This window comes from Chryseobacterium sp. FR054, assembly GCF_056844565.1.
Map to the genome: position 1 here is coordinate 396,624 of NZ_JBXDSA010000003.1, position 21,807 is coordinate 418,430.

At 37.3% G+C, this 21,807-nt stretch carries 18 protein-coding genes and 1 pseudogene; 3 read left to right on the forward strand and 16 right to left on the reverse strand.

Annotation, left to right across the window (positions count from 1 at the left end; genetic code table 11):
- Positions 1-5: 5 nt before the first annotated feature.
- On the forward strand, positions 6-560 hold the full coding sequence (locus AC106S_RS14635) for a Maf family nucleotide pyrophosphatase (RefSeq protein ID WP_482440122.1): 555 nt from the start codon (positions 6-8) through the stop codon (positions 558-560).
- Between the two features lie 87 nt (positions 561-647).
- Complete coding sequence (porW, locus tag AC106S_RS14640) at positions 648-3,227, forward strand: type IX secretion system periplasmic lipoprotein PorW/SprE (protein WP_482440124.1); 2,580 nt, start codon at positions 648-650, stop codon at positions 3,225-3,227.
- Between the two features lie 14 nt (positions 3,228-3,241).
- Here porW and tsaB read toward each other — a convergent pair whose 3' ends face one another.
- The 12 genes and pseudogenes from tsaB to rpiB all read right to left on the reverse strand — a co-directional run bounded on the left by tsaB (position 3,242) and on the right by rpiB (position 12,985).
- On the reverse strand, positions 3,242-3,922 hold the full coding sequence (gene tsaB / locus AC106S_RS14645; RefSeq protein WP_482440127.1) for a tRNA (adenosine(37)-N6)-threonylcarbamoyltransferase complex dimerization subunit type 1 TsaB: 681 nt from the start codon (positions 3,920-3,922) through the stop codon (positions 3,242-3,244).
- A 91-nt stretch (positions 3,923-4,013) separates the two neighbouring features.
- Positions 4,014-4,763 carry an SDR family NAD(P)-dependent oxidoreductase gene (locus AC106S_RS14650; protein ID WP_482440128.1) on the reverse strand — a complete coding sequence of 250 codons (750 nt, stop codon included), beginning with the start codon at positions 4,761-4,763 and terminating at the stop codon, positions 4,014-4,016.
- Between the two features lie 75 nt (positions 4,764-4,838).
- Positions 4,839-5,210 (reverse strand): YraN family protein, encoded by a 372-nt coding sequence (locus AC106S_RS14655; RefSeq protein WP_482440130.1) that lies wholly within the window; start codon positions 5,208-5,210, stop codon positions 4,839-4,841.
- Positions 5,210-5,572: a hypothetical protein gene (locus tag AC106S_RS14660; RefSeq protein ID WP_482440132.1), complete on the reverse strand. Its 363-nt coding sequence runs from the start codon at positions 5,570-5,572 to the stop codon at positions 5,210-5,212. Before AC106S_RS14660 ends, AC106S_RS14655 begins: the two co-directional genes overlap by 1 nt.
- Before the next feature lie 61 nt (positions 5,573-5,633).
- Positions 5,634-5,804 carry a hypothetical protein gene (locus AC106S_RS14665; RefSeq protein ID WP_482440133.1) on the reverse strand — a complete coding sequence of 57 codons (171 nt, stop codon included), beginning with the start codon at positions 5,802-5,804 and terminating at the stop codon, positions 5,634-5,636.
- Positions 5,805-5,876: 72 nt separating this feature from the next.
- Positions 5,877-6,806 carry a S66 peptidase family protein gene (locus AC106S_RS14670; protein WP_482440134.1) on the reverse strand — a complete coding sequence of 310 codons (930 nt, stop codon included), beginning with the start codon at positions 6,804-6,806 and terminating at the stop codon, positions 5,877-5,879.
- On the reverse strand, positions 6,803-7,489 hold the full coding sequence (locus AC106S_RS14675; protein WP_482440135.1) for a LysE family translocator: 687 nt from the start codon (positions 7,487-7,489) through the stop codon (positions 6,803-6,805). Before AC106S_RS14675 ends, AC106S_RS14670 begins: the two co-directional genes overlap by 4 nt.
- Positions 7,490-7,777: 288 nt before the next feature.
- Positions 7,778-8,296 (reverse strand): hypothetical protein, encoded by a 519-nt coding sequence (locus AC106S_RS14680; protein ID WP_482440137.1) that lies wholly within the window; start codon positions 8,294-8,296, stop codon positions 7,778-7,780.
- Complete coding sequence (gene rnr, locus AC106S_RS14685; protein ID WP_482440138.1) at positions 8,296-10,449, reverse strand: ribonuclease R; 2,154 nt, start codon at positions 10,447-10,449, stop codon at positions 8,296-8,298. Before rnr ends, AC106S_RS14680 begins: the two co-directional genes overlap by 1 nt.
- Positions 10,450-11,074: 625 nt before the next feature.
- Positions 11,075-11,326: pseudogene (locus tag AC106S_RS14690) on the reverse strand (thrombospondin type 3 repeat-containing protein); the annotation flags it as partial.
- Positions 11,327-11,487: 161 nt separating this feature from the next.
- Positions 11,488-12,327: a hypothetical protein gene (locus AC106S_RS14695; protein WP_482440139.1), complete on the reverse strand. Its 840-nt coding sequence runs from the start codon at positions 12,325-12,327 to the stop codon at positions 11,488-11,490.
- A gap of 223 nt (positions 12,328-12,550) precedes the next feature.
- Positions 12,551-12,985 carry a ribose 5-phosphate isomerase B gene (gene rpiB, locus AC106S_RS14700; protein WP_482440141.1) on the reverse strand — a complete coding sequence of 145 codons (435 nt, stop codon included), beginning with the start codon at positions 12,983-12,985 and terminating at the stop codon, positions 12,551-12,553.
- 556 nt (positions 12,986-13,541) lie between these two features.
- Here rpiB and AC106S_RS14705 point away from each other — a divergent pair.
- Positions 13,542-14,732, forward strand: coding sequence for a phosphoglycerate kinase (locus AC106S_RS14705; protein WP_482440143.1), 1,191 nt, complete (start codon positions 13,542-13,544; stop codon positions 14,730-14,732).
- Positions 14,733-16,280: 1,548 nt separating this feature from the next.
- Here AC106S_RS14705 and AC106S_RS14710 read toward each other — a convergent pair.
- The 4 genes from AC106S_RS14710 to AC106S_RS14725 form a co-directional block, all read right to left on the reverse strand.
- Positions 16,281-17,102: a class I SAM-dependent methyltransferase gene (locus AC106S_RS14710; protein WP_482440145.1), complete on the reverse strand. Its 822-nt coding sequence runs from the start codon at positions 17,100-17,102 to the stop codon at positions 16,281-16,283.
- Positions 17,103-17,216: 114 nt separating this feature from the next.
- Positions 17,217-19,079 carry a tRNA uridine-5-carboxymethylaminomethyl(34) synthesis enzyme MnmG gene (mnmG, locus tag AC106S_RS14715; RefSeq protein WP_482440147.1) on the reverse strand — a complete coding sequence of 621 codons (1,863 nt, stop codon included), beginning with the start codon at positions 19,077-19,079 and terminating at the stop codon, positions 17,217-17,219.
- A 147-nt stretch (positions 19,080-19,226) separates the two neighbouring features.
- On the reverse strand, positions 19,227-19,646 hold the full coding sequence (gene ybeY / locus AC106S_RS14720; RefSeq protein WP_482440148.1) for an rRNA maturation RNase YbeY: 420 nt from the start codon (positions 19,644-19,646) through the stop codon (positions 19,227-19,229).
- A gap of 4 nt (positions 19,647-19,650) precedes the next feature.
- A complete protein-coding gene (locus AC106S_RS14725; protein WP_482440149.1) occupies positions 19,651-21,807 on the reverse strand; it encodes a patatin-like phospholipase family protein in 2,157 nt (718 codons plus the stop codon).

Consider the following 21,807-nt stretch of genomic DNA (forward strand, 5'->3'; position numbering starts at 1 on the left):
GGCTTATGAAAATACTTTTAGCATCCCAGTCTCCGAGAAGGAAAGAGCTTCTTTCCGGTTTAGGCTTTGATTTTGAGGTTGTAAAAACAGACTGCGAAGAAATTCTTCCCGAAACCATTGGTGTAGAGGAAGCTGCTGCCTATTTATCGGTATTAAAGGCAGACTCTTACCAAAATCTGGAGGAAGATGAAGTTCTGCTGACTGCGGATACAATAGTGGCTATCAACGGACAGATTCTCGGAAAACCTAAGAATGAGGAAGATGCACGGCAGATGCTCAGGAGCCTTTCCGGAAAAACGCACCAGGTATTTACGGGAATCACCCTTAAAAAAGCAGATAAAACCATTACGGAAACCGATGTGGCGGATGTGGAACTGGAGGAGCTGACCGATGATGAAATAGAATATTATATTCAAAAGTACAGACCATTCGATAAAGCAGGCAGCTACGGTATCCAGGAATGGCTGGGTATGGCCGCGATCAAAAAGATTACGGGAAGCTTTTATACCATCATGGGACTTCCTACCCATTTGGTTTACAAAATTTTGAAAGAAATATAAATATTATTCATTATAAAATTTTATTATTTTTACAAAATCATCAAACTGCTGATAATAAAAAACGCATTAGCGAGTTATAATTGAATAATGAAAAAGAATATTTTACTCCTTTTTGTGATGTGCCTCATTGCTTCGTGTGCTACCAAAGTAAAAAAGCCGGAGCAGCGTTCAAAACTCCTGAAAGGATTTTCCACATACTACAATACTCTTTTTAATGCAAAAGATGCATTGAACAGCGAGTTTACGAGCAGAGACAAAGGACATAAGGACAATTTCTATGCCCCTTATATTCCTATTCTTACCTATGAAGATCAGCCTTTGGGAAGTGATCTGGGCCAGAGTGTAGCTTTTGCAGAGAACTCGATGAAAATGGCACAGGTAAGTACACCTCCGCCTATGGACAGCAGGGGAGCACCTCCTTCAGGAATGCCTCCCGGAATGCCGGGAAATCCTGGGATGCCGGGAAGTGATGACAATTCCCAGAAGGGAGCTACCACATTGGAAATCGCAGAAGCTAAGGCACTGAAAGCGATCAATAAATATTCCGTTATCAGAAACGGTGAGGAGAAGAATAAGCAGATTTTTGATGCCTACATGATTCTTGTACAGTCCAGGATCTACCGGAACAAACCTCTGGAAGCGCTGGATGCCCTGAATTATGTTTTCACGCACATGAAAGAAGATAAAAGGCTTCCTCTGGCAAGAATTTATCAGGGGGTTGCTTATGATAAGATCAAAGATTACCATAAGGCCCATGAAACTTTTGCCAAGCTGAAAGGGGAGGACATCAGTAAGAGCTATGCAAAGCTTCTGAGCATTTACTATTCTGAATCGCTGCTGGATGCAGGTAAAAAAGAGGAAGCGGCCAAAGAGCTGGATATTGCTTACGAACTGAATTCCAACCGGAAACTGAAAAGCAGGATTGCCTACCTTAGAGGGCAGGTTCTTGAAAACCTGGGACAGAATGAAAAGGCAAGGGAAAGCTATACTTCTGCCTACAAATATGCCAATGACTTTGAATTTGAAGTAAAGTCGCAGATCGCAATTGCTAAAACCTTTAACGGAAAAGGAGATTATAACGGAGCTAAAAATTACCTGGAAGGCATCAGTAAGAAAGGAACTTACGGCTCAAGAAAAAATGAATTTTACTATGCTTTAGGGCTAATGGCCAATAAGGCAGGTAAAAAAGACGAAGCCCAGCAGTTTTTCAAAAAATCATTACATGAGAAGGTATCTGATCCTCAGGTACGTGGCCTTACCTATTACGAAATAGGAAAGAGCTACCTTGAAAAGAACGATTATATCGGAGCAGGAATTTATTATGACTCCGCTTTGGTTGCGATGACCTATGAACCGTCTAAAGTTCTTCTGAAAGACCAGTCTGCCTATATCAAAAAGATCTCCAGAAATTACTATCTGATCAAAAAGAACGACAGTATTCTTTCTCTGGCCAAAATGAATGATGCCCAGAAAACAGACTTTTTCGGCAAATACATTGCGAAACTGAAAGCGAAGGAAGAAAAAGAAGAGCAGGAAAGAAGACGTGCTGAAAGAAGCAAAGGTTTTGATACGGGAGATTACAGTTCCAATTCTATTTTTGCCAATAACTCCAATTCTTTTGAAGATTTTGGGGTAACTACAAAGGGATTCTACTTCAGCAATACGGGAACGGTAAGCAAAGGAACCTCTTCATTCAAGCAGATCTGGGGAGACCGTGCTCTTGCTGATAACTGGCGTTATTCTAAGAAAATGGCTTCTATTGAAGACATGAAGAATGAAGCCCTCGGAGTGGCGGCAGCCCCCAATCCGAGACGTTTTGAACCGGCTTATTATATCGAACAGATCCCTACGGACCAGGGTAAGCTGGATCAGCTTAAAAAAGACAGGGATACTGCATCTCTGGGGCTGGGAATCATGTATCAGAATTATTTTACCAATACCCCTCTGGCTACAAAAACCCTGTATGATCTGGTAGATGTAAAACCGGAAGAAAAAGTAATGCTTCAGGCGCTGTATGAGATTTTTGCGATGAACTATGAGAAAAATCCGCAGGCTTCGGAAAGAGCCAAGCAGATTCTTCTGAAAGATTATCCTTATACTTCCTATGCTGAATTTGCCAGAAATCCGAAAAACAGTTCATTCGTGAAATCTTCCGAGGATGTTGAAAGTGAATATAAAAAAGCTTACGCCCTTTACGAGTCGGAGAAATTTGCTGAAAGCAGGGATGTGATTGATCAGACGATTCAGAAATTTCCCAAAGATGCCCTGATTCCTAAATTCTATCTGCTGAATGCTTTCAATACAGGAAAGACGAGCGGCAAGGAAGTTATGATTCTTCAGCTGGAGCAGATTGCGCTGAATTACTCCAAAACTCCTGAAGGCATCAGAGCCAAAGAAATGCTGAATTACCTGAAAAGTGAGCTGAGTTTCCAGGCTACTGATAATAAAGGAAATGCTGTTCCTCCCCAGCCTATGGGAATGCCGGCACAGCCTGACCAGATCCAGAACAACGGAAATATGCCGCAGAATCCTGCAGGAAACATGAAAAGCGGAATGCCACAGTCTACCGATTCGCAACCCAAGCCATCGAGAAACAGAAGTCTTACTCCTGCCAAATTACAGGAAATACAGGCAGCAGAAACCGCTCCGGTAAAACCTAAGAAATAAAAAAAAGCGAAGATTTATTCTTCGCTTTTCTTTTTCTTTACTCCATGAAAATCTTTTAAATAAAAAGGTTCAAAGTAAGCTATGTCTTCCAGCTCCTTGTTATTGAGCTTTTCCAGGGTTTTCTTAATCAGGTACTGTGCAGAAGGGTAGATGTCTTCTCTGAATTCAGCGTCCGGCAGATTCAGGATTCCCCTGGCTTTTTCAGCGCCGTCTCCTACAAAAATCACTTTTTTGTTTCTGAATTCTTCAAAAGAATGTTCATCGAGGATTTTAGCTTCCGTTTCTGATATTTCCATTCCCGTCTCACCGTCATAAACGGCTGTATAAACCTCCATTCTTCTCGCATCGATAAGTGGCACTATAAAGTCATAGTTATTGCCTAAAAAGGGCTCTATCATGCTTTCCAGGGAATTTACTGCCACCAAAGGAATTTTCAGCCCGTAGCAGAATCCTTTTGCCGAGGCTGCCCCAATTCTTAATCCGGTATAGGATCCGGGACCTTTTCCTAAAGAAACGGCTTCAATTTCTTTCATTGAAATACCTGCTCCTTCCAAAGCCCATTCTACAAAGGTATGGAGGCTTTCGGACTGTTTATAGTTTTCGGAAACCTCTTCACACAGGCATAGCAGTTTTGCGTTGTCTGAAACAGCTACGGAACAGTTTTTAGAGGAGGTTTCAAGATATAGAATTTTCATAGGATAATGTACCAATTTAGCAATATGACCATCCTCCGGTAAGCCGGAGAGTCTTATTATTTTTATGCAAATTTAAACCTTTATTTTGACACTATTTTCTGTAAATTGTTCTCGGTTCTGCCTGGGCACTCGGATAAATGGTCATGTCTGAAACGCTGACATGTTTGGGAGCATTTACACAGTAAGCAATGGCATCGGCAATATCTTCCGCTTTCAGGGCTTCATAGCCTGCGTATACTGCGGCAGATTTTTCATGGTCTCCTTTAAACCTTACCATAGAGAAGTAGGTTTCCACAGCACCCGGTTGGATATTGGTCACTTTAATACCAAATTCCGTAAGTTCCAGACGCATTCCTTCGGAGATCACATCGACTGCTTTTTTCGTGGCACAATAGACTACTCCGTTGATGTAAGTCTGTCTTGCCGCTACTGAACTAATGTTTACAATATGACCCGAATTTCTTTCTTTCATGGAAGGGATAATCATTTTGGAGACATACAGCAATCCTTTTACATTTCCGTCGATCATAGAATCCCAATCGTCTGTCTTTCCGGCAGAAAGAGGATCAAGACCATGAGCGTTTCCTGCATTATTGACGAGTACATCAATGTTTTTCCATTCTTCAGGAAGGGAGTTTACAGCGGCTTCAACTTCTTCAGAATTTCTTACATCAAACCTTAAACTAAATACTTCGGTAAAAGCAGCCAGCTCGTTTTTCACCTGTTCAAGAACTTCTTTTCTTCTTCCACAGATAATGATCCTGTTTCCCTGCTTTGCGAAGAGTTCTGCGGTGGATTTTCCTATTCCGGATGTGGCTCCGGTGATGAGTATTGTTTTCATAATTTTATTAATGCATCAATGAAACAGTGTAACAATTTACCCAAAATTGTATTCCCGCTTCACAGATTGTTATATCTAATTTGCATCCAATGCCTGAAAAGCATCGGCAATATGTTCTACCGTTAAGTTTTTATTTTCATCAGGAAGCACGGAGATGATGTCAAATCTTACTTCATTGTGTTTATTGAATTCTTCCAGATAATGATTGGCTGCAGATACAATAGATTTGATTTTAGCTTTGGTAACAGCTTCCTGGGGCAGCATAAAAGCATCGGTAGATCTTGCTTTTACTTCGACAATGACAATAAGATCTTCTTTTTCGGCAATAATATCAATTTCAGCTTTTTGAAACCGGAAATTACGGGCCAGGATTTTATAATCATTTTTCAAAAGATACTCCGCGGCTAAATCTTCTGCTTTTTTTCCGAAATCGTTGTGATCTGCCATTATTTAAAGGATAGTTTATGATTCTTTGATATTCTTACTTCTTTTTTCTGACAGTCCCATGAAAATTGCCGGGTAAAAATCCTGAAATCAGATTTATCCGTAACAGGATAAACGCTGTCATTCCGGTTATCCGGGATAATATGAACCTGTTTATCCACTGTAAAACCCAATCTATTTTCAAGTTTATAGGTTTTATAATCTGTATGATCAAATCTGTTCCTGCTCCAAACTGTTCCTCTGTCGCGGTATTGGTATAAAGTGTAGTGGTCTCCGCACGGACATTTTTCTCTCCGTTCGATTTTGAGGCTTCTATGAAAAAAGATAAAATACGTTCCTATACTCATCAAAAAAATGATATACATAAAACCTTTTATTCTGTTTGGGGTAATTCTATTTTCTTCTGATTTCATTTGAGAGAAACAATTATTTTTTATTGAATCTTACAGCTTTTCCTTCTGAAGCTATTTCAAATTCCTGATCTATCCAGACCATAAGTTCAGAATGAAATCCTAAGAATATATCTTTACAGTCCTTTTCAATTTTAATGGCTGAAGGATGATAAGGAACTTCAATATATTTTTTCTCATTATTCACCACAGTTCCTTAGATATAAATTCTCCCATAAAACCTGGTGAATAACTATATCTAAGAATGCAATTTTTCATTTTAAAAATCAATCTTTACCTTGTCCGTAATTTTTATTTTAGCAGTTCCGCCGATCAGGAGAGGCCTGTTGTCTTTAATATGTCCGTTGGGGAAGCCAAATACTGCCGGAAATTTATATTTTGAAATTCTTTCCGAGATCAGGGTATAGGCAAAAGCGTCAAAGCTTTCTTCGTAATCTTTATTTTCCTTTTCATCGCCCATATTGGTCATTCCGCCTATGATCAGTCCTTTTATCTTTCTGAAAACTCCGGCAAGTTCCAGGCTCATGATCATCCGGTCGAGTGCATAAAAGTTTTCACCGATATCTTCAATAAACAGGATCTTATCTTTGAAACTGAAAGAATAGGGGGTTCCCAGAAGGGCGTAGATAAGGGCTAAATTACCTCCCACCAGTTCTCCTTCCATATTCCCCGGCTTATTCAATTCATGTGATTTTAAGTCGTATTTAAGCTTTTTTCCCTTTAATAGATTAAAGATCAGATCATAGCTTTCATCTGTCACTCCGAACCCTGATGTTTTGATCGTCTGCCCGTGAATGGAAGCAAAGCCTTTTTTCAACAGGTAGCTCTGTATGACTGTGTTATCGGAATAGCCGATATACCATTTCGGATTTTCAGTAAATCCTTTCAGCTTCAGATGCTGAATCAGATGCTGGCAGCCGTAGCCTCCTCTGGAAGCCCATACTGCACTGATGTCTTTATCATTCAGGGCCCAGTTGATATCTTTTATTCTTTCGTGTTCTGTTCCGGCGTAGTTGTATCCGTTTGAAAATTTAGTGTACAGGTGTTCACCTAAAACAGGCTCAAACCCTTTTTCTCTGATCATTTCTATCCCTTTTTCCAGTTGGGAAGCCTCTACGGCTCCGGCAGGGGAAATCACAGCTATTTTGGCCCCTTTTTTCAGGGGTTCCGGAAAGATAATTTTTTTCATTTGGTCTTTTGGTATTTAACTTCTTTTTTTTCTGCTTCTTCCAGCTGCCGGTCAAACTGATTGAATTTTTTAAAGCTCTGCAGGAAGATAAAGAAACTGAAAACGATCAGAATGACTCCAACACCTCTTCTGATCTGGTTGGCCAGTTTCTGGGTCAGTTTATCGTGAAATTGTTTGGCAAGAAATATTTTAGCCAGATCAATACACAGGTAGGTACCAATTACAATGCTTATATACAGGATAAAACTGCTGGTATCAGGGTACTGGTTTCTTACGGAGATCACCGTTACCAGCCAGAAAAGGATTACGCCTACATTTAATAAATTAAAGAAAAACCCGTTAAAAAAGGTTTTAAAATAGTTCTGGCCGATGATTTTTTCTTCTCCGGGCATATGCATTTTGGTTTTGGTAACCATCATCACAATCCCGTAAATGAAGATCAGGATAGAAGTGATCCTGTAAAAACCCGGGTGTTTATCTATGAGTGTTACAATATCTGCACTGGCATAATAGGCGGCAACGATACATAAAAGATCAGCCGTTATGACTCCCAGATCCAAAGACAGTGCATGTTTTGGTCCTCTGGAAAAACTGGTTTCTATCAAAAGGAAAAAAATGGGTCCTATAAAAACCAGACTCAGCATGAATCCTAATACAATAGCAGAAAGTACGAGTTCAAACATTCAGTAATATTTAAAATGAAAAATAATTTCATTCCGTTTTATACAAAGTTATACTTTATGATTTAATTATTCAATAAAGTTGTGATATATCAATTTTTATTTTACCTGCTATTTGGGGAAAAGATCGGGAAGACTGAAAGGAGGGAAGTTAAAGCAACATGAAAAAAACGAACGCAGATTAAAACACCACTATTTTAATTTTCTAAAAAAATAAAGAGGTTATTCCTACTTTTTGGAACAACCTCTTTTTCTTATTTTGTTTCCGGGTATTTTTACCCGAATTTAATTTCAGTTTTCTTTATCTAAACAATTCTCACTGTAGGCAAATTCAAAGTCTTTTCTAATTTTGAACCCAAAAAGGCCTCTTTCAAATGTATCAGTAATCTGATTTCTAAACAACATTCTTTTATAATCAATAAAAAAACTTCTGGTCATATAGGAATATTCATAGGCATTTCCACTTAGATAAATATAGGTGGTTTTACCTTTCTGACGGCTATTTCTTGCTCCAACTTCAGCAATCATATTTTTATAACAATATGTTTCTTTAGTAGGATTAATTCCTGTAACATAATTTACCAAAAAGAACCCATTGATTATAAAGGGAAGTGTAACTCCAAAAAAATATTTTTTCCCCAGCTTTTTAACAGCTATGATATTTCTGTTGATTAAAATATTACATAATACAACAAGAAGAATTATAGCAAGCACAAACAGATAAAAATTGATAACAGTATTAAAAATTACTGTTATCAACAATATTGTATTAAGAATACTAAATACGATATACTTATCTACTGCAGTCATTACTCAACAACCTTAAAATCCAGCTGTTTCTGAATCAGGTTGGCTTTCACCACTTTGATCTGAATTTCATCGCCCAGCTGGTATTTCTTGCCTGTTCTGGTTCCGTATACTGCGTGGGTTTTTGCTTCATACATATAAGAATCGTCTACCAGGTCTCTTAATTTGATGAGTCCTTCCGCTCCGTTTTCAGGAATTTCTACCCAGAAACCAAATTCTGCAACTCCTGAGATTACTCCCCTGAAGGTTTCACCCAGATGTTTTTCCATGAACTTCACCTGCATGAATTTAATGGAATCTCTTTCTGCATCTGCTGCCAGCCTTTCCATAGCACTGCAGTGTTTTGATTTTTCTTCCAGTTCCTGTTTGCTCGGAGATTTTCCGCCATCCAGATAATGCTGAAGAAGACGGTGTGCAATAAGATCCGGGTAACGGCGGATAGGAGAGGTGAAATGGGTATAATACTCAAACCCCAGCCCATAGTGACCAATTGGTTCTGTGGAATATACCGCTTTGCTCATACTTCTCATGGCCAGCGTTTCGATCATATTTTCTTCGCCTTTTCCTTTCACATCATGAAGAAGTTTATTCAAAGACTCCGCTACCTTTTTGGTATTGGCCAGATTCATTTTATATCCGAAAGTAGCAACAAAGTCTCTCAATGATTCCAGTTTTGCAGGATCCGGATCATCGTGGACCCTGTATATGAAGGTATTGCCGGTAATTTCTCCTTTTCTTGTCAGGGATACGAACTCGGAAACTTTTTTATTGGCCAGAAGCATAAATTCCTCGATCAGGTGATTGGAATCTTTACTGATTTTAAAATAAACTCCTACCGGTTCATTATTTTCATCAAGATTGAACCGTACTTCACTTCTGTCAAAAGTAATGGCCCCTTTTCTGATACGTTCGTTACGCATGATCTTTGCCAGTCTGTCAAGAACATTAATCTCTTCTGCCAGATCTCCTTTACCGGTTTCGATACGCTCCTGAGCTTCTTCATAGGTAAATCTTCTGTCTGAATGGATCACGGTTCTTCCAAACCACTGTTTCTGAATTTCAGCCTGATCATTCAGCTCAAAAACTGCTGAAAAGGTATATTTATCTTCATTCGGACGGAGTGAACATACATCATTACTCAATACTTCCGGCAACATCGGAACCACCCTGTCTACAAGATAGACGGAAGTTGCTCTCTGATAGGCCTCATCATCCAGAATTGTTCCCGGAACCACATAATGCGATACATCAGCAATATGAACCCCGATTTCCCAGTTTCCGTTTTCCAGTTTCCTGATAGACAGGGCATCATCAAAGTCTTTTGCATCTTTAGGGTCAATGGTAAATGTGCAGATCTTACGCATATCCCAGCGCTTTGCCACTTCTTCATCCGTAATGCTCCTGTCAATTCTGTCCGCGTCCAGTTCCACTTCTTTCGGAAACTCGTAAGGAAGGCCGTATTCTGCAAGAATAGAGTGGATCTCCGTCTCATGCTCTCCCGGAGCGCCCAGTACCTGTGTAATTTCTCCTTCAGGGTTTTTATCACCGGGTTTCCATTCGGTCATTTTTACGATCACCTTATCGCCGTCTTCTGCACTATTGAATTTATTCTTCGGAATAAAGATATCGGTATGGATTGATTTTTTATCACAAACCACAAATCCGAAATCCTTGTGGGCAACCTTCTGAAAAGTTCCTACAAATTCCGTTCTTGCTCTTTCCAGCACTTCCAGTACCGAGCCTTCCAGCTTTTTTCCTTTGAAATGATAGGTTATAATTAAAACCTTATCACCCTGTAAGGCATCTTTTACGTTTTTGGAATGGATAAAGATGTCGTCTTCCAGACCTTCAACGCTTACATAGGCATTCCCGGACTGGTTAAAATCAATTGTTCCGGTAAGTGTTCCTGCAATTTTCAGGTTCACGATATATTTTCCTTTGTCTACTTCTTTGATCTTTTCAGAGGCCTGAAGCTTATGCAGAGCCTGAATCACCTGTTCTCTCTGTCTTGGATTCTTGTGATCTATTCCGTCTGCAATCTGTTTATAGTTATAGATTTTAGACGAATTAGCGTTCATAAAACGGAGGATCTGTCTTCCGATCTCCATCAGTTTATGGTCATTTTTCTGACTTATATATTTTCTTTTTTTTGACATTTTAATGTTAATTTAATTGTTGTGAGTTCTCATAATCCGCTTTTGAAATTTCAATAACCGAGCCGTTTTTGAATTCAAAATAACAGATCAGGTCCCCCAGCCATACTTCGGCTTTGTTTTTCTTTTTTTCCGTATTGATATTCAAAGTTATGAAATCACTCTCCGGAATGATTAGTTCTTTGGTGTTTGCTTCTTTTACAAAAATACCTTTAATATTATAAACAATTCTGTAATCCAGTTTAGATTGGGGAACTCCTTTAAAGTTCAATTGTTCTACATATTCGCCATAGTAAACACCTATTGCAGATCTTGGAACCGGAATAATGGTTTTATCCGGAAAAAGACCGACAAATTTCTTAAAGTTTCTTACGTCCCAAAAAGACCTGAATTTCAGGCTATTTAACAGATTAACTGCTGAATAATCTGTTCTGTCCATTCCACACCCTGCCGTAGAAACATTGAGAACGCCAACATAGACTATTTTATGTTTAACCGATTTTTTATCAATCTTTTTAAAAAGCAGGTCTGCAAGAGCATGAAAATTATATCCTTTTGTTCTGGCAGTAAAATCCTCTTCAACTTTATTAAGCTCTTCCTGTGTATAATAATGACGGACGTAAGGAGCACATCCCTGGAGTTCAGCAGTTCCCGGTACAGTTGGGCACGCATCATCCTTATCCAGAATACCGTCACCATCTACATCCGTCCACGGGCAGCCGTTGTTTTCCACAGGGCCTGCTATTGTAGGGCATGCATCATCTTTGTCCGGTGTGCCATCTCTATCCTCATCCGGCCAAAGACAGCCTTCATTTTCTTCCGGTCCGGCTTCTTCGGGACATTTATCCAGATAAAATAATGTACCATCTCCATCCGTATCAGAAAGACATATTTTTTTACTGAATTCTTTTCTGCATTTTTTAAAAGCATCCTGATTGGCTATTTCCTGGGCATGAAAAGTATGTATAACTAAAAGTAATAGTAAAGATGCTTTTATTTTCATTGGTTTTTAGTTTTTAATAATATTTATCTTATCAATTTTCAGTCCAGAATTATTCCACGGTCACAGCCTTCTTCAGGTTTATATCTTATTCTTGTAACATAGCCTTTGCTGCAGTTACAGTCTGTCTTTCCTTCAGCAAATTTTGACTGCATCAAAACCGGAATCCCATTTTCATTAATTACATAAGACTGCGTAAGATTATACTGCTTAATATCTTTTTTGAATCCAGTTTCATAATGCCTGGCAATACGGAGTTCCGAGAAGAGTTTACCGTTTTTATACACACTCTTTTTATAAAACGGATCGTCTTCAGTTTCATGAAATATATATTCATCAAACTCATTTTCCCTTTGGTGAAAAGTATAAACTAACTGATTATTATCGTTAAACAGATTAAAAAATACTTCATAATTTTTATTATTCTCCTGTTCTTTGCTGTAAAAAATAAGATAATTCTTTTTGGAAGCAGGATTATATTTATAATAATCCGGGAATTTTATATTCTCAACAGTTCCTTTATATGAAAACTTCCTGGAGTATGAATAATAAAATGGCCATCCGTCTTTTTCATTATATGACCATATTTTATCCTGTCCGTATTCATCATATCTTATACTGTCTTTTGTACCGGGAAAACAGGTTACATCTTTCTTCTTCATGCTAATCAGATATTCTGAAAATTCATCTTTGAAATCCTCATATCTTCCAAAGAATTTCAACCCCTTTGAAAATGATATCTCAGAAATATTTTTCCCGGGATTTTCCATACAGTAGGTTCTGAATTTTTTGATACTGCACTCAAGTCTGTCTCTTTTTGCCAGCTGTCCGGATGCTCCCAAAAATAAAAACAGGAAAAGAAAGGTAAGATAAGTTCTCATAAAAGCAGGTTTATGGTTTCCTTAATTTTTGGTTATTACTCAAATTTCAATTTTGTTTTTAATTAAAAACTAAAACTTTAGTTTTATTAAGCTCAATACAAATAGGGGGAAAACTCAGGATAAATTGTTTTAGATACAGAACAGAAAATTCTGTCAGGCAGTGCAAAGATATAAAATAAATAATAAATAAGGCCTGTAATATGATTTACAAGCCTTTATATTTTTAGCAAACTGCAATTTTATCAACTCTGTTCTGATGTCTTCCTCCTTCAAAATCCGTAGTAAGGAACTTTTCAGCAATTTCAATAGCCAGTTCTTTGGAAATAAACCTTGCCGGCATTGAGATCATATTGGCATCATTATGCTGTCTTGCCAACGATGCAATCTCCGGCATCCAGCATAATGCACAGCGGATCTTCTGATGTTTATTGGCAGTGATCTGTACCCCGTTTCCGCTTCCGCAGATTAAAATTCCGAGTTCATTTTCTCCGTTTTCCACAGAAGTGGCGGCAGGGTGCACAAAGTCCGGATAATCCACACTGTCTGTGGAAAACGTTCCAAAATCCTGAACTTCAAAGCGTTCTGAAAGATAGTTTTTAACAATCTCCTTGTATTCATAGCCTGCATGGTCTGCAGCAATCGCTATTTTTCTTTTCATAATACCTGTATTAAGTCTTGTATAGATTTTATTTCATGACAAAGGTAAGAATAATAACAATTGATGTTAGTAAACCGGGAGTTAATTGTGAAAACGTCTGTGAATAACTGTGGAAAACTTTTATCAAGTTTATATTTTTTAACATTAAATTATTTCGTAATGGAAAATTAATCCGGAAACTTTAACCACAATTTTCCAAATCTTTTTCACATTCAATCTTAGGTTTTTCCATAAAAAAATTACTAATAACGGTTTTCATTCAAAGTTATCAACAACTGTGAATAAGTATGTGAAAAGGCAGGTTTACAGCATTTTATATTGTGAGTTAAATATGAATTGTATCTAAACTGAATGTTACCAACTTTTAGCTTAAAACTTATCCCCTAAACTAACAACACTCAACAACAAAGACATTATTCTTTTTTTTAAAAGAGAAAAAATTGTTGATTAATGAATGTTGAGGCTGCGGGAAAGTTTTTGAAAACTTTTATTTCAACGGATCTGTTGAAAAAGTTTAAAACCTTACATTTGTGAAACGAAAAAATCAATGTTACTTATGAAAACAATCAATGATTTCAATTTTAAAGATAAGAAGGCTCTGGTGCGTGTGGACTTCAATGTTCCGCAGGATGACCAGCTTAACGTAACGGATAATACGAGGATCTCAGCGGTGAAGCCAACGGTAGAGAAAATCCTTAATGACGGAGGTTCTGTAATCCTGATGACTCACCTTGGAAGACCAAAAGGAGAGGTTAAGAATGAGTTTTCCCTGAAACATATTAAAGATGAAGTTTCCAGGGTTCTTGGTCAGGAAGTGAAGTTTGTTGAGGAATGTGTAGGAGAGAAGGCTGAAAAAGCAGCTTCTGAGCTTCAGCCGGGAGAAATTTTATTGCTGGAGAATCTGCGTTTTCATAATGAAGAGGAAAAAGGAGATGAAGGATTTGCTGAACAGCTTTCTAAATTGGGAGACGCTTATGTGAATGACGCTTTCGGTACAGCTCACCGTGCTCATGCTTCCACAGCAGTTATTGCTAAATATTTCCCTTCAACTAAATATTTCGGTCTTTTAATGGCTAAAGAACTCCAGGCAATTGATAAAGTTCTGAAAAGCGGTGAAAGACCTGTTACAGCTATCCTTGGAGGATCAAAAGTTTCAACTAAAATTACCATTATAGAAAATATACTTCCCGCAATCGACAATCTGATTGTTGGAGGCGGTATGGCTTTCACTTTTATTAAAGCATTGGGAGGGAAAGTAGGTAATTCTCTGGTAGAAGAGGATAAACTTCCTTTAGCTCTTGAAATTCTTGGTAAAGCTAAAGAGCATAATGTGAAAGTTTACTTACCGTCTGATGCTATTATTGCGGAAAGCTTCAATAATGATGCGGACAGAAAGGAGGCTGATATTTATGCGATTCCTGAAGGATGGATGGGTCTTGATGCCGGTCATAAATCAAGAGATCAGTTCAATGATGTTCTTCTGAATTCCAGAACTATTCTTTGGAATGGACCGATCGGGGTTTTTGAAATGTCTAATTTTGCCGGAGGAACTGTCGCTCTTGGAGACAGTATTGCCGAAGCAACGAGCCTGGGAGCTTTCTCATTAGTAGGAGGTGGGGACAGTGTTGCTTTTGTTAAGCAGTTCGGTTACGGAGATAAAGTAAGTTATGTTTCTACCGGAGGTGGAGCGATGCTTGAAAGCCTTGAAGGTTTGGAACTGCCAGGTGTAGCTGCAATCAATAATTAACAGATATTACATTTGATATTTTAAAGCTTGCTAATAATATTAGCAGGCTTTTTTATGTACCAATCTTTTGTAAAAACTCTGCATTGAGCGGGAATAGAAAGTATTTTGTTATATAACTTTTGGTTATAGTTGGAAGGACTATAATGTATGAAGTATCTTTCAGTCTGCTGCTTATTCTTTAAAGTATATGGCAAGGATCTGCCTTAATTTTGAATGCATCTATTCTCATATTTTCTGATGTGAATCATATGTTCATCATCTTAAGATGTAGTGACAGTTTGAGTTGGATTATGGTGTTTCCTTTGAAGTTATTAAAACTCCAATAGAATTATATGTTAATCAATATCATTATCAGGCCGCTTTACAGGGTTTGCCTTAGATCATGTATTGAATTTCTATGAACAGAATATTTCTGCGGGGCACTTTGTAGAATTCAGATCACTTTATATCTATTATTCAACTCACCTATTGATCATAGACTGTAATATTTTATGTAAGTCAGAATTTATAATTCCTGGTTAAGTTAATAGGAAAGTTCATGTTTGAATCCAAAGTATCGGCGTATGACTCCCTGATGCTTAAACTTATTTGATTTATTTTTATTTCATATAATAGTGATAATGTTATAATTATCTGATTTTTAGTATTTAAACTAATTTTTAGTATTATATAAATTTTCTTTTTCAGTTTTAAATTTAGAATATATTAATTCTGTAAAGTTCTTTTTTGAGAGATTATTTCGTTACTATTTAAATAGCGTTTTTTCATGTTAATGTTGCTTCTTCAATTTGAACAGAGGATTTCCTGATGTTTATGAAAATGTATATTGCTCGTATTTTTTGAATGTAGGTTTATTTTTGAAATCAGAGAAAAGAAAATTTGTTTTTTCTGTTAAGGTTAAAGGTTTTCATAATTCAGGAGGCTTCATGAATTTCTGAATGGTGTTTTCAAAAGTACGATCATTTATTAAGTAGGGGAGTGCTGGTTATTTTCGCCAATCCTGTTTCTTTAAAAATATTTAAAAAAAGGAATAGGTCTTTTAGGCTTCTTTCTGTTTTTTATTTTCCCGATAAAGTTTGGCATTAAGAGTTTTTTTCTATTCGTTTGTGATTTTAAGTTGAAAAGTTCCAAAAAATGACTTTCAGAATTATGCCTTAAATCGATTTTCTATAATTTTCCATAGTTTTATATGTTAATCAAGAAATAAACGTTAATTACAGTGTTTCTGAAGGAATTTACTTTTAATATGCCATATTTTTACTTTTTTTACTCTGTATTTTCTTTGATTTTCTCTATTGTTGTTTTTTTTTGATTCATTATACAGTTAATTTCATTTTGCTGTATTATGAGTTTGTTTATTCTTGGAAAAAGTTTAACAGGGTAGAGTGAAAAGAAAGTTGAATTGATTTTTTGTTTTGAAAATAAAAAACTGTAAGCTGCTATTCTGGCTTTAAAAAATAAAACTCAGGAAATTTTTTCCTGAGTCTTGTAAATTTTGGGTTAATACGCTAAAAAACGACCTTCATAAATGTCTCAAAAATCGATTTTCTAATATTTTTCGATAATGTATATCAAACTGGAATATTCGTTCGAAAAAAGTGCCTTTACGTTCGAAATAGTTCCGTAGATACTTGCTTTTAGCCAGAAAAGCGGCGATTTTTTATATTTTTCGCTGAGCATGGAGATATAGTAAGAGTCCAGGATCAAAGGTTTGATCTTTCTCATTCTCCAGTCTGGATTTTTAGAAATAAGACTTTCCATTCCGTTTTTGGAAAAATGATAGATGTGTCTTGGTACATCATAAGCAGCCCAATACTCTTTATAATGTTGGGCATCGTAAGAAGTAGGATTGGGAACGGCAATCACAAGGAGTCCTTTGTCTTTTAATTTTGCACGAAAAATATCCAGCATTTCATCCTGATTTTCGATATGCTCAAAAACATGCCACAGCGTAATTGCATCTAAGCTTTTGTCTTCAATTAAATGAATGTCATCCAGAATTTTTGCTTTGGAAATTTTCCCTTCTGCTGCTTTTCTTGCATCTGCATCGGGTTCGAAACCTAAAGTTTCAAAATCATTTTCTATATATTTTACAAATTCTCCTGCGCCACATCCGTAATCCAGAACTTTTGCTCCTTTTGGTATTCTTTCTGCAAGGATATTTCTTTTGTAATTGAGATTAAAAGACTGAAGAAATTTATACAGTTTTTCTTTCAGGCTTCCCGAATCCTGATGATGAGAAATGTAATCTTCACTTTCATAATATCTGGAAATATTGGATGGGATAGGGGAGGTCTTAAAAACTCCTTTTGTATCAGTTTCTTTAATTTCAAAAATTTCCTGTGAAAGAAAATGATCTTTTATTTTCATTAGTGTCTGTCCTTTTATCATAAAAATTAAGATATTTATAAGTATTGATAGCCTTTATAAATACCTTAACTTTATATTGTTTTTAAAAAATGTTTCACGTGAAACATTTTGAATTTATCTACCCAGGTATACCAGTAAAACATTAATATCTGCAGGAGAAACACCACTTATTCTTCCGGCCTGTGCTATTGTTTTCGGTTTTACGTTGGTCATTTTCTGTTTGGCTTCTGCGGAAAGGCTGGAAAGTTTGGAATAATCGAAATCGTCAGGGATTTTAATGTTTTCAAGACGATTCAGTTTGGCAACATTTTCCTTTTCTTTTTCTATATAGCCTCTGTATTTGATATTAATTTCAGCCTGTTCTCTTACTTCATCACTGTACTGAGAAGAAAAGTCTCTGATATTTTCAATTTCATCCAGTTTTTCCAGGGTCATATTAGGTCTGGTAAGAATCTGTGCTGCTCTGTATGCCTGATCTACCGGACTGCTTTCAATAGATTCCAGAATAGGGTTGATGATTCCGGGTTTTAAAGAAGTTTCGCGTAAAAACTCTTCAAGTTGTTGACTTTCAGATAGTTTAGCTTCTACTTTTCTTAATCTGTCCTCTTTGGCAAGACCTAAATTAAAAGCTTTCTCTGTTAACCGGATATCTGCATTATCCTGTCTTAAAAGAAGTCTGTATTCGGCGCGGGAAGTAAACATTCTGTATGGTTCTTCCGTTCCTTTGGTAATGAGATCATCGATAAGTACTCCGATATAAGCTTCATCCCTGTTGAGAATGAATTCTCCTTTTTCATGTACTTTATTGTGTGCATTGATACCGGCAATTAAACCCTGTCCTGCTGCTTCTTCATATCCTGTGGTTCCGTTGATCTGCCCGGCAAAATATAAATTGTCGATCAGTTTGGTTTCTAAAGTATGTTTCAGCTGGATAGGAGGGAAGTAATCATATTCAATAGCATATCCGGGACGGAATACTTTTACATTTTCAAATCCTGGAATATGTTTCATTGCTTTGATCTGTACATCTTCAGGAAGCGAAGAACTGAATCCGTTCACGTAGATTTCCACGGTTTTCCATCCTTCCGGTTCTACGAAAAGCTGGTGTCTGTTTCTTTCTGCAAAACGGTTGATCTTATCTTCAATACTCGGGCAGTATCTTGGCCCTAAACTTTGGATAGTTCCATTGAACATAGGACTTCTGTCGAAACCTTCGCGCAGAATATCATGTACGGTTTCGTTGGTGTAAACGATATGGCAGCTTAACTGTTTTGTTAATTTAGGAGTATCAAGGTAACTGAATTTTTGAGGATTTTCATCTCCTTTCTGTTCTTCCATTTTAGAATAATCCAGACTTCTGCCGTCTACTCTCGGAGGAGTACCGGTTTTCATTCTTCCTGCTTCGAAACCTAAAGTTACCAATTGTTCTGTGATTCCGAATGCTCTCGGTTCTCCCATTCTTCCTCCTCCTAATTGTTTATCGCCAACATGGATCAATCCGTTAAGAAAAGTTCCGTTGGTTAAAACTACGGATTTTCCTTTGATCTGAATTCCCAGCGAAGTAACAATTCCGGTTACTTTATTGTTTTCTACAATCAGCTGTTTTACCATATCCTGAAAGAAGTCAAGATTGGGAGTGTTTTCTAATGCGAGTCTCCATTCTTCGGCAAAAAGCATTCTGTCATTTTGAGTTCTTGGAGACCACATGGCCGGACCTTTTGAAAGGTTCAGCATTTTAAACTGTATGGCAGATTTATCTGCTACGATTCCGGAGTATCCTCCCATCGCATCAATCTCACGAACGATCTGTCCTTTGGCAATTCCACCCATTGCCGGGTTGCAGCTCATCTGTCCGATGGTCTGCATATTCATGGTAACAAGTAGGGTCTTTGAACCTAAATTGGCTGCCGCTGCTGCTGCCTCGCAACCTGCATGTCCGGCACCTACTACAATTACATCATATGTTTCTGAAATCATTTTATTATGCTTGTTTTAAGCCTTTTATATTTAATAATCTGCGAATGTTTCACGTGAAACATTTTTCGAAAATGCACTGGAGATGATTTCTTATTGTGCTTATAATTGAATGAGTTAGGAATTGATATTTAAGTGATTCTTCAATTGCTAACCCTTTGCATTATGGTATTTCTCCAAATAGAAATCTTCTTTTCTGCGCATCTCTTTTTCCTCTTCTTCAGTCTTGTCTTTATATCCTGCAAGGTGCAGAATTCCATGAGCAAGGACTCTTCTTAATTCATCTTCATAATCTCTGGAAAGAGTAGAGGCATTATCCGAAACGCGTTGCAAAGATACAAAAATCTCTCCGCTTATTGTTTTGCCTTTTACATAATCAAAAGTGATGATATCGGTATAATAATCATGCTGAAGATAATCCTGATTAATCTTCAGCAGGTATTCGTCATCACAGAAAATGTAGCTGATTTCGCCAGTTTTTTTTTCTTCTGAAAGAATAATATCTTCCAGCCATTGTTGGTAATCTGTGGGTACAGATTCCGGTAAGTTTTCGTAAAAGAATTGTATCATTGTATTAAAACCAGTGTCCTAATATAACACTGAATATGCCTTTTTGATTATTTTTTAATGAATGGCTAAAGTTTATTTTAATCTGCCCGAAAGGAGATTTATACCCGGCAGTAAGCCCCAGGGAACTGAAATTTACTTTTACCGCATCTTCAAAACTTATATCGTCGGAAAGATTGGCAAAGCTGAAGTTTCCGCTCAGAAAATAGTTTTTATTGAATTTAAACTGAACATCGTTGGAAACCAGTATCACGTTATTGGCATTAAGCTGGGCAAAATAGAAGCCTCCGAAGCTTTTGAAATTAATCATATTCTGTTCAAAAATTCCACCCAGTCTGTACTGGTAAAATTCAGGAAGATCATCGCCGAGGGTAATTCCTCCATACAGATTCAGACGGTAGGTAAACTGTTTTGAAAGCGGAACATTAAGCCTTATATCCGCTTTAATCTGAATAATTCTTTTTTCTACTTCAGATTTAAGAAGATCCACTACTTTTCCTTCTGTATTGATATAAATACCTCTTGAAGGAAAATCTTTGTCGTTCTGGGTATCGCTTTTTAAGAATACATACGGGTTCAGAAAACGCATATACCGCTTATTCAGGCCGTTTATTTCCGCTCCGAAGTAATCATGGCTGATTCCGCCTCCGATCGCAAATTTATCCTTCCATACAGACTGTATAAAGGCTTCATTTCTGAACCATTCCCATTTGTCAACAATATTATTGTCTACATTTTTCAGATCGAAACTCATTCCGGAAGAATAAATTCCGAAACCCGGAATATATCCGTTATCAATAAAATAGTTCAGGTAGTATCTGGGTTTATCTCCAACCACTACATCCAGGGAAATATTTGAATTTTTAAAAAGAAGGCGTTTTGCTGAATAATTCAGGAGCAGACCTGTCTTGAAAACTTCATCATAATGCAGACCTACTTTCAGAAAATGACGGGCATCATCTTCGGTTACATAGAGTTTAAGGTAGCTGGCATCATTTTCAGGTATAATATCGTAGGTAATGAACTTGTAATTATTGGTGGCGACTAACCGGTCTATTTTTTTGTTGATACTTCCATAGGTCTGCATAGAGGGGAGACGTAATCCCATTTTACCCAGAACGTAGTTTTTACCGTAAATTCTGCTTCCTTCCAGCGAGATACTGTCAATCTTATAAACGTTCGAATATATTGGATTTATGCGCTGTCTGAGACGGTCAAACGGCCGTTTCGGAAGCTGGTCCAGTACTGTGGTATATTTCATCCCTTCCGCATAGCCGCTGTCAAGAATTTTTTTCTTCTCATCATAGCTTGTGGCCGTCATTCCTTTCAGATTGGGTTTGATGTTGATGTCGGTATATTTATACTGTCTTTTCGTATCTCTTTTGATTCCGAAATCAATAACCTGGTTAAGGATTGAAATAATACTGCTTAAATCCTCTCTTTTGGAAAGATCCTGGTTAAGGTCCACACCGATGACGATATCGATTCCTTTGTCCTTTAACGGCTTCGAGGGATAATTGACGGTCATCGCACCGTCAATATAGATACTGTCTCCGATTTTTACAGGATCCATCAGGGAAGGAAAAGCAGAGCTTGCCATAATGGACTGTACAAGATCCCCTTTTTCAAAGATCTCCATATTTCCGCTTTCCAGATTGGTGGCCACACACATAAAAGGAATGGGAAGTTTTGAAAAGTCGTCGATATTGGAAACATTCTTGAATAGTTCCTTAAGCAGATAAACGTTTCTCTGTCCTGTACTGATGGAGGAGGGCAGCGATATTTTTCCGTTCTTTAACGGAATAGATAAAAGATATTTGTCTACGGATTTATTGAAAAAAGAAGATTCCTGCCTGGATTTCGGATCCATAATCAAAGAATAAAAATCGGTGTCCATGACAATTTTCTCTATTTCTTTTCCTGAATACCCTGAGGCGTACAGTCCGCCCACAATGGCACCCATACTGGTTCCGGCAATATAATCTACTTTCACTCCCAGCGAATCTAATACTTTCAGTACTCCGACATGTGAAAAACCTTTGGCTCCTCCGCCGGCAAGCGAAAGCCCTATCCTGGGATTTTTCGGAATAACCAGATCCTTTTTTACCTGGGATTGGATCATCAGTAAGGGGAATATGAAAAATAGAAACAGGAGTTTTCTCAT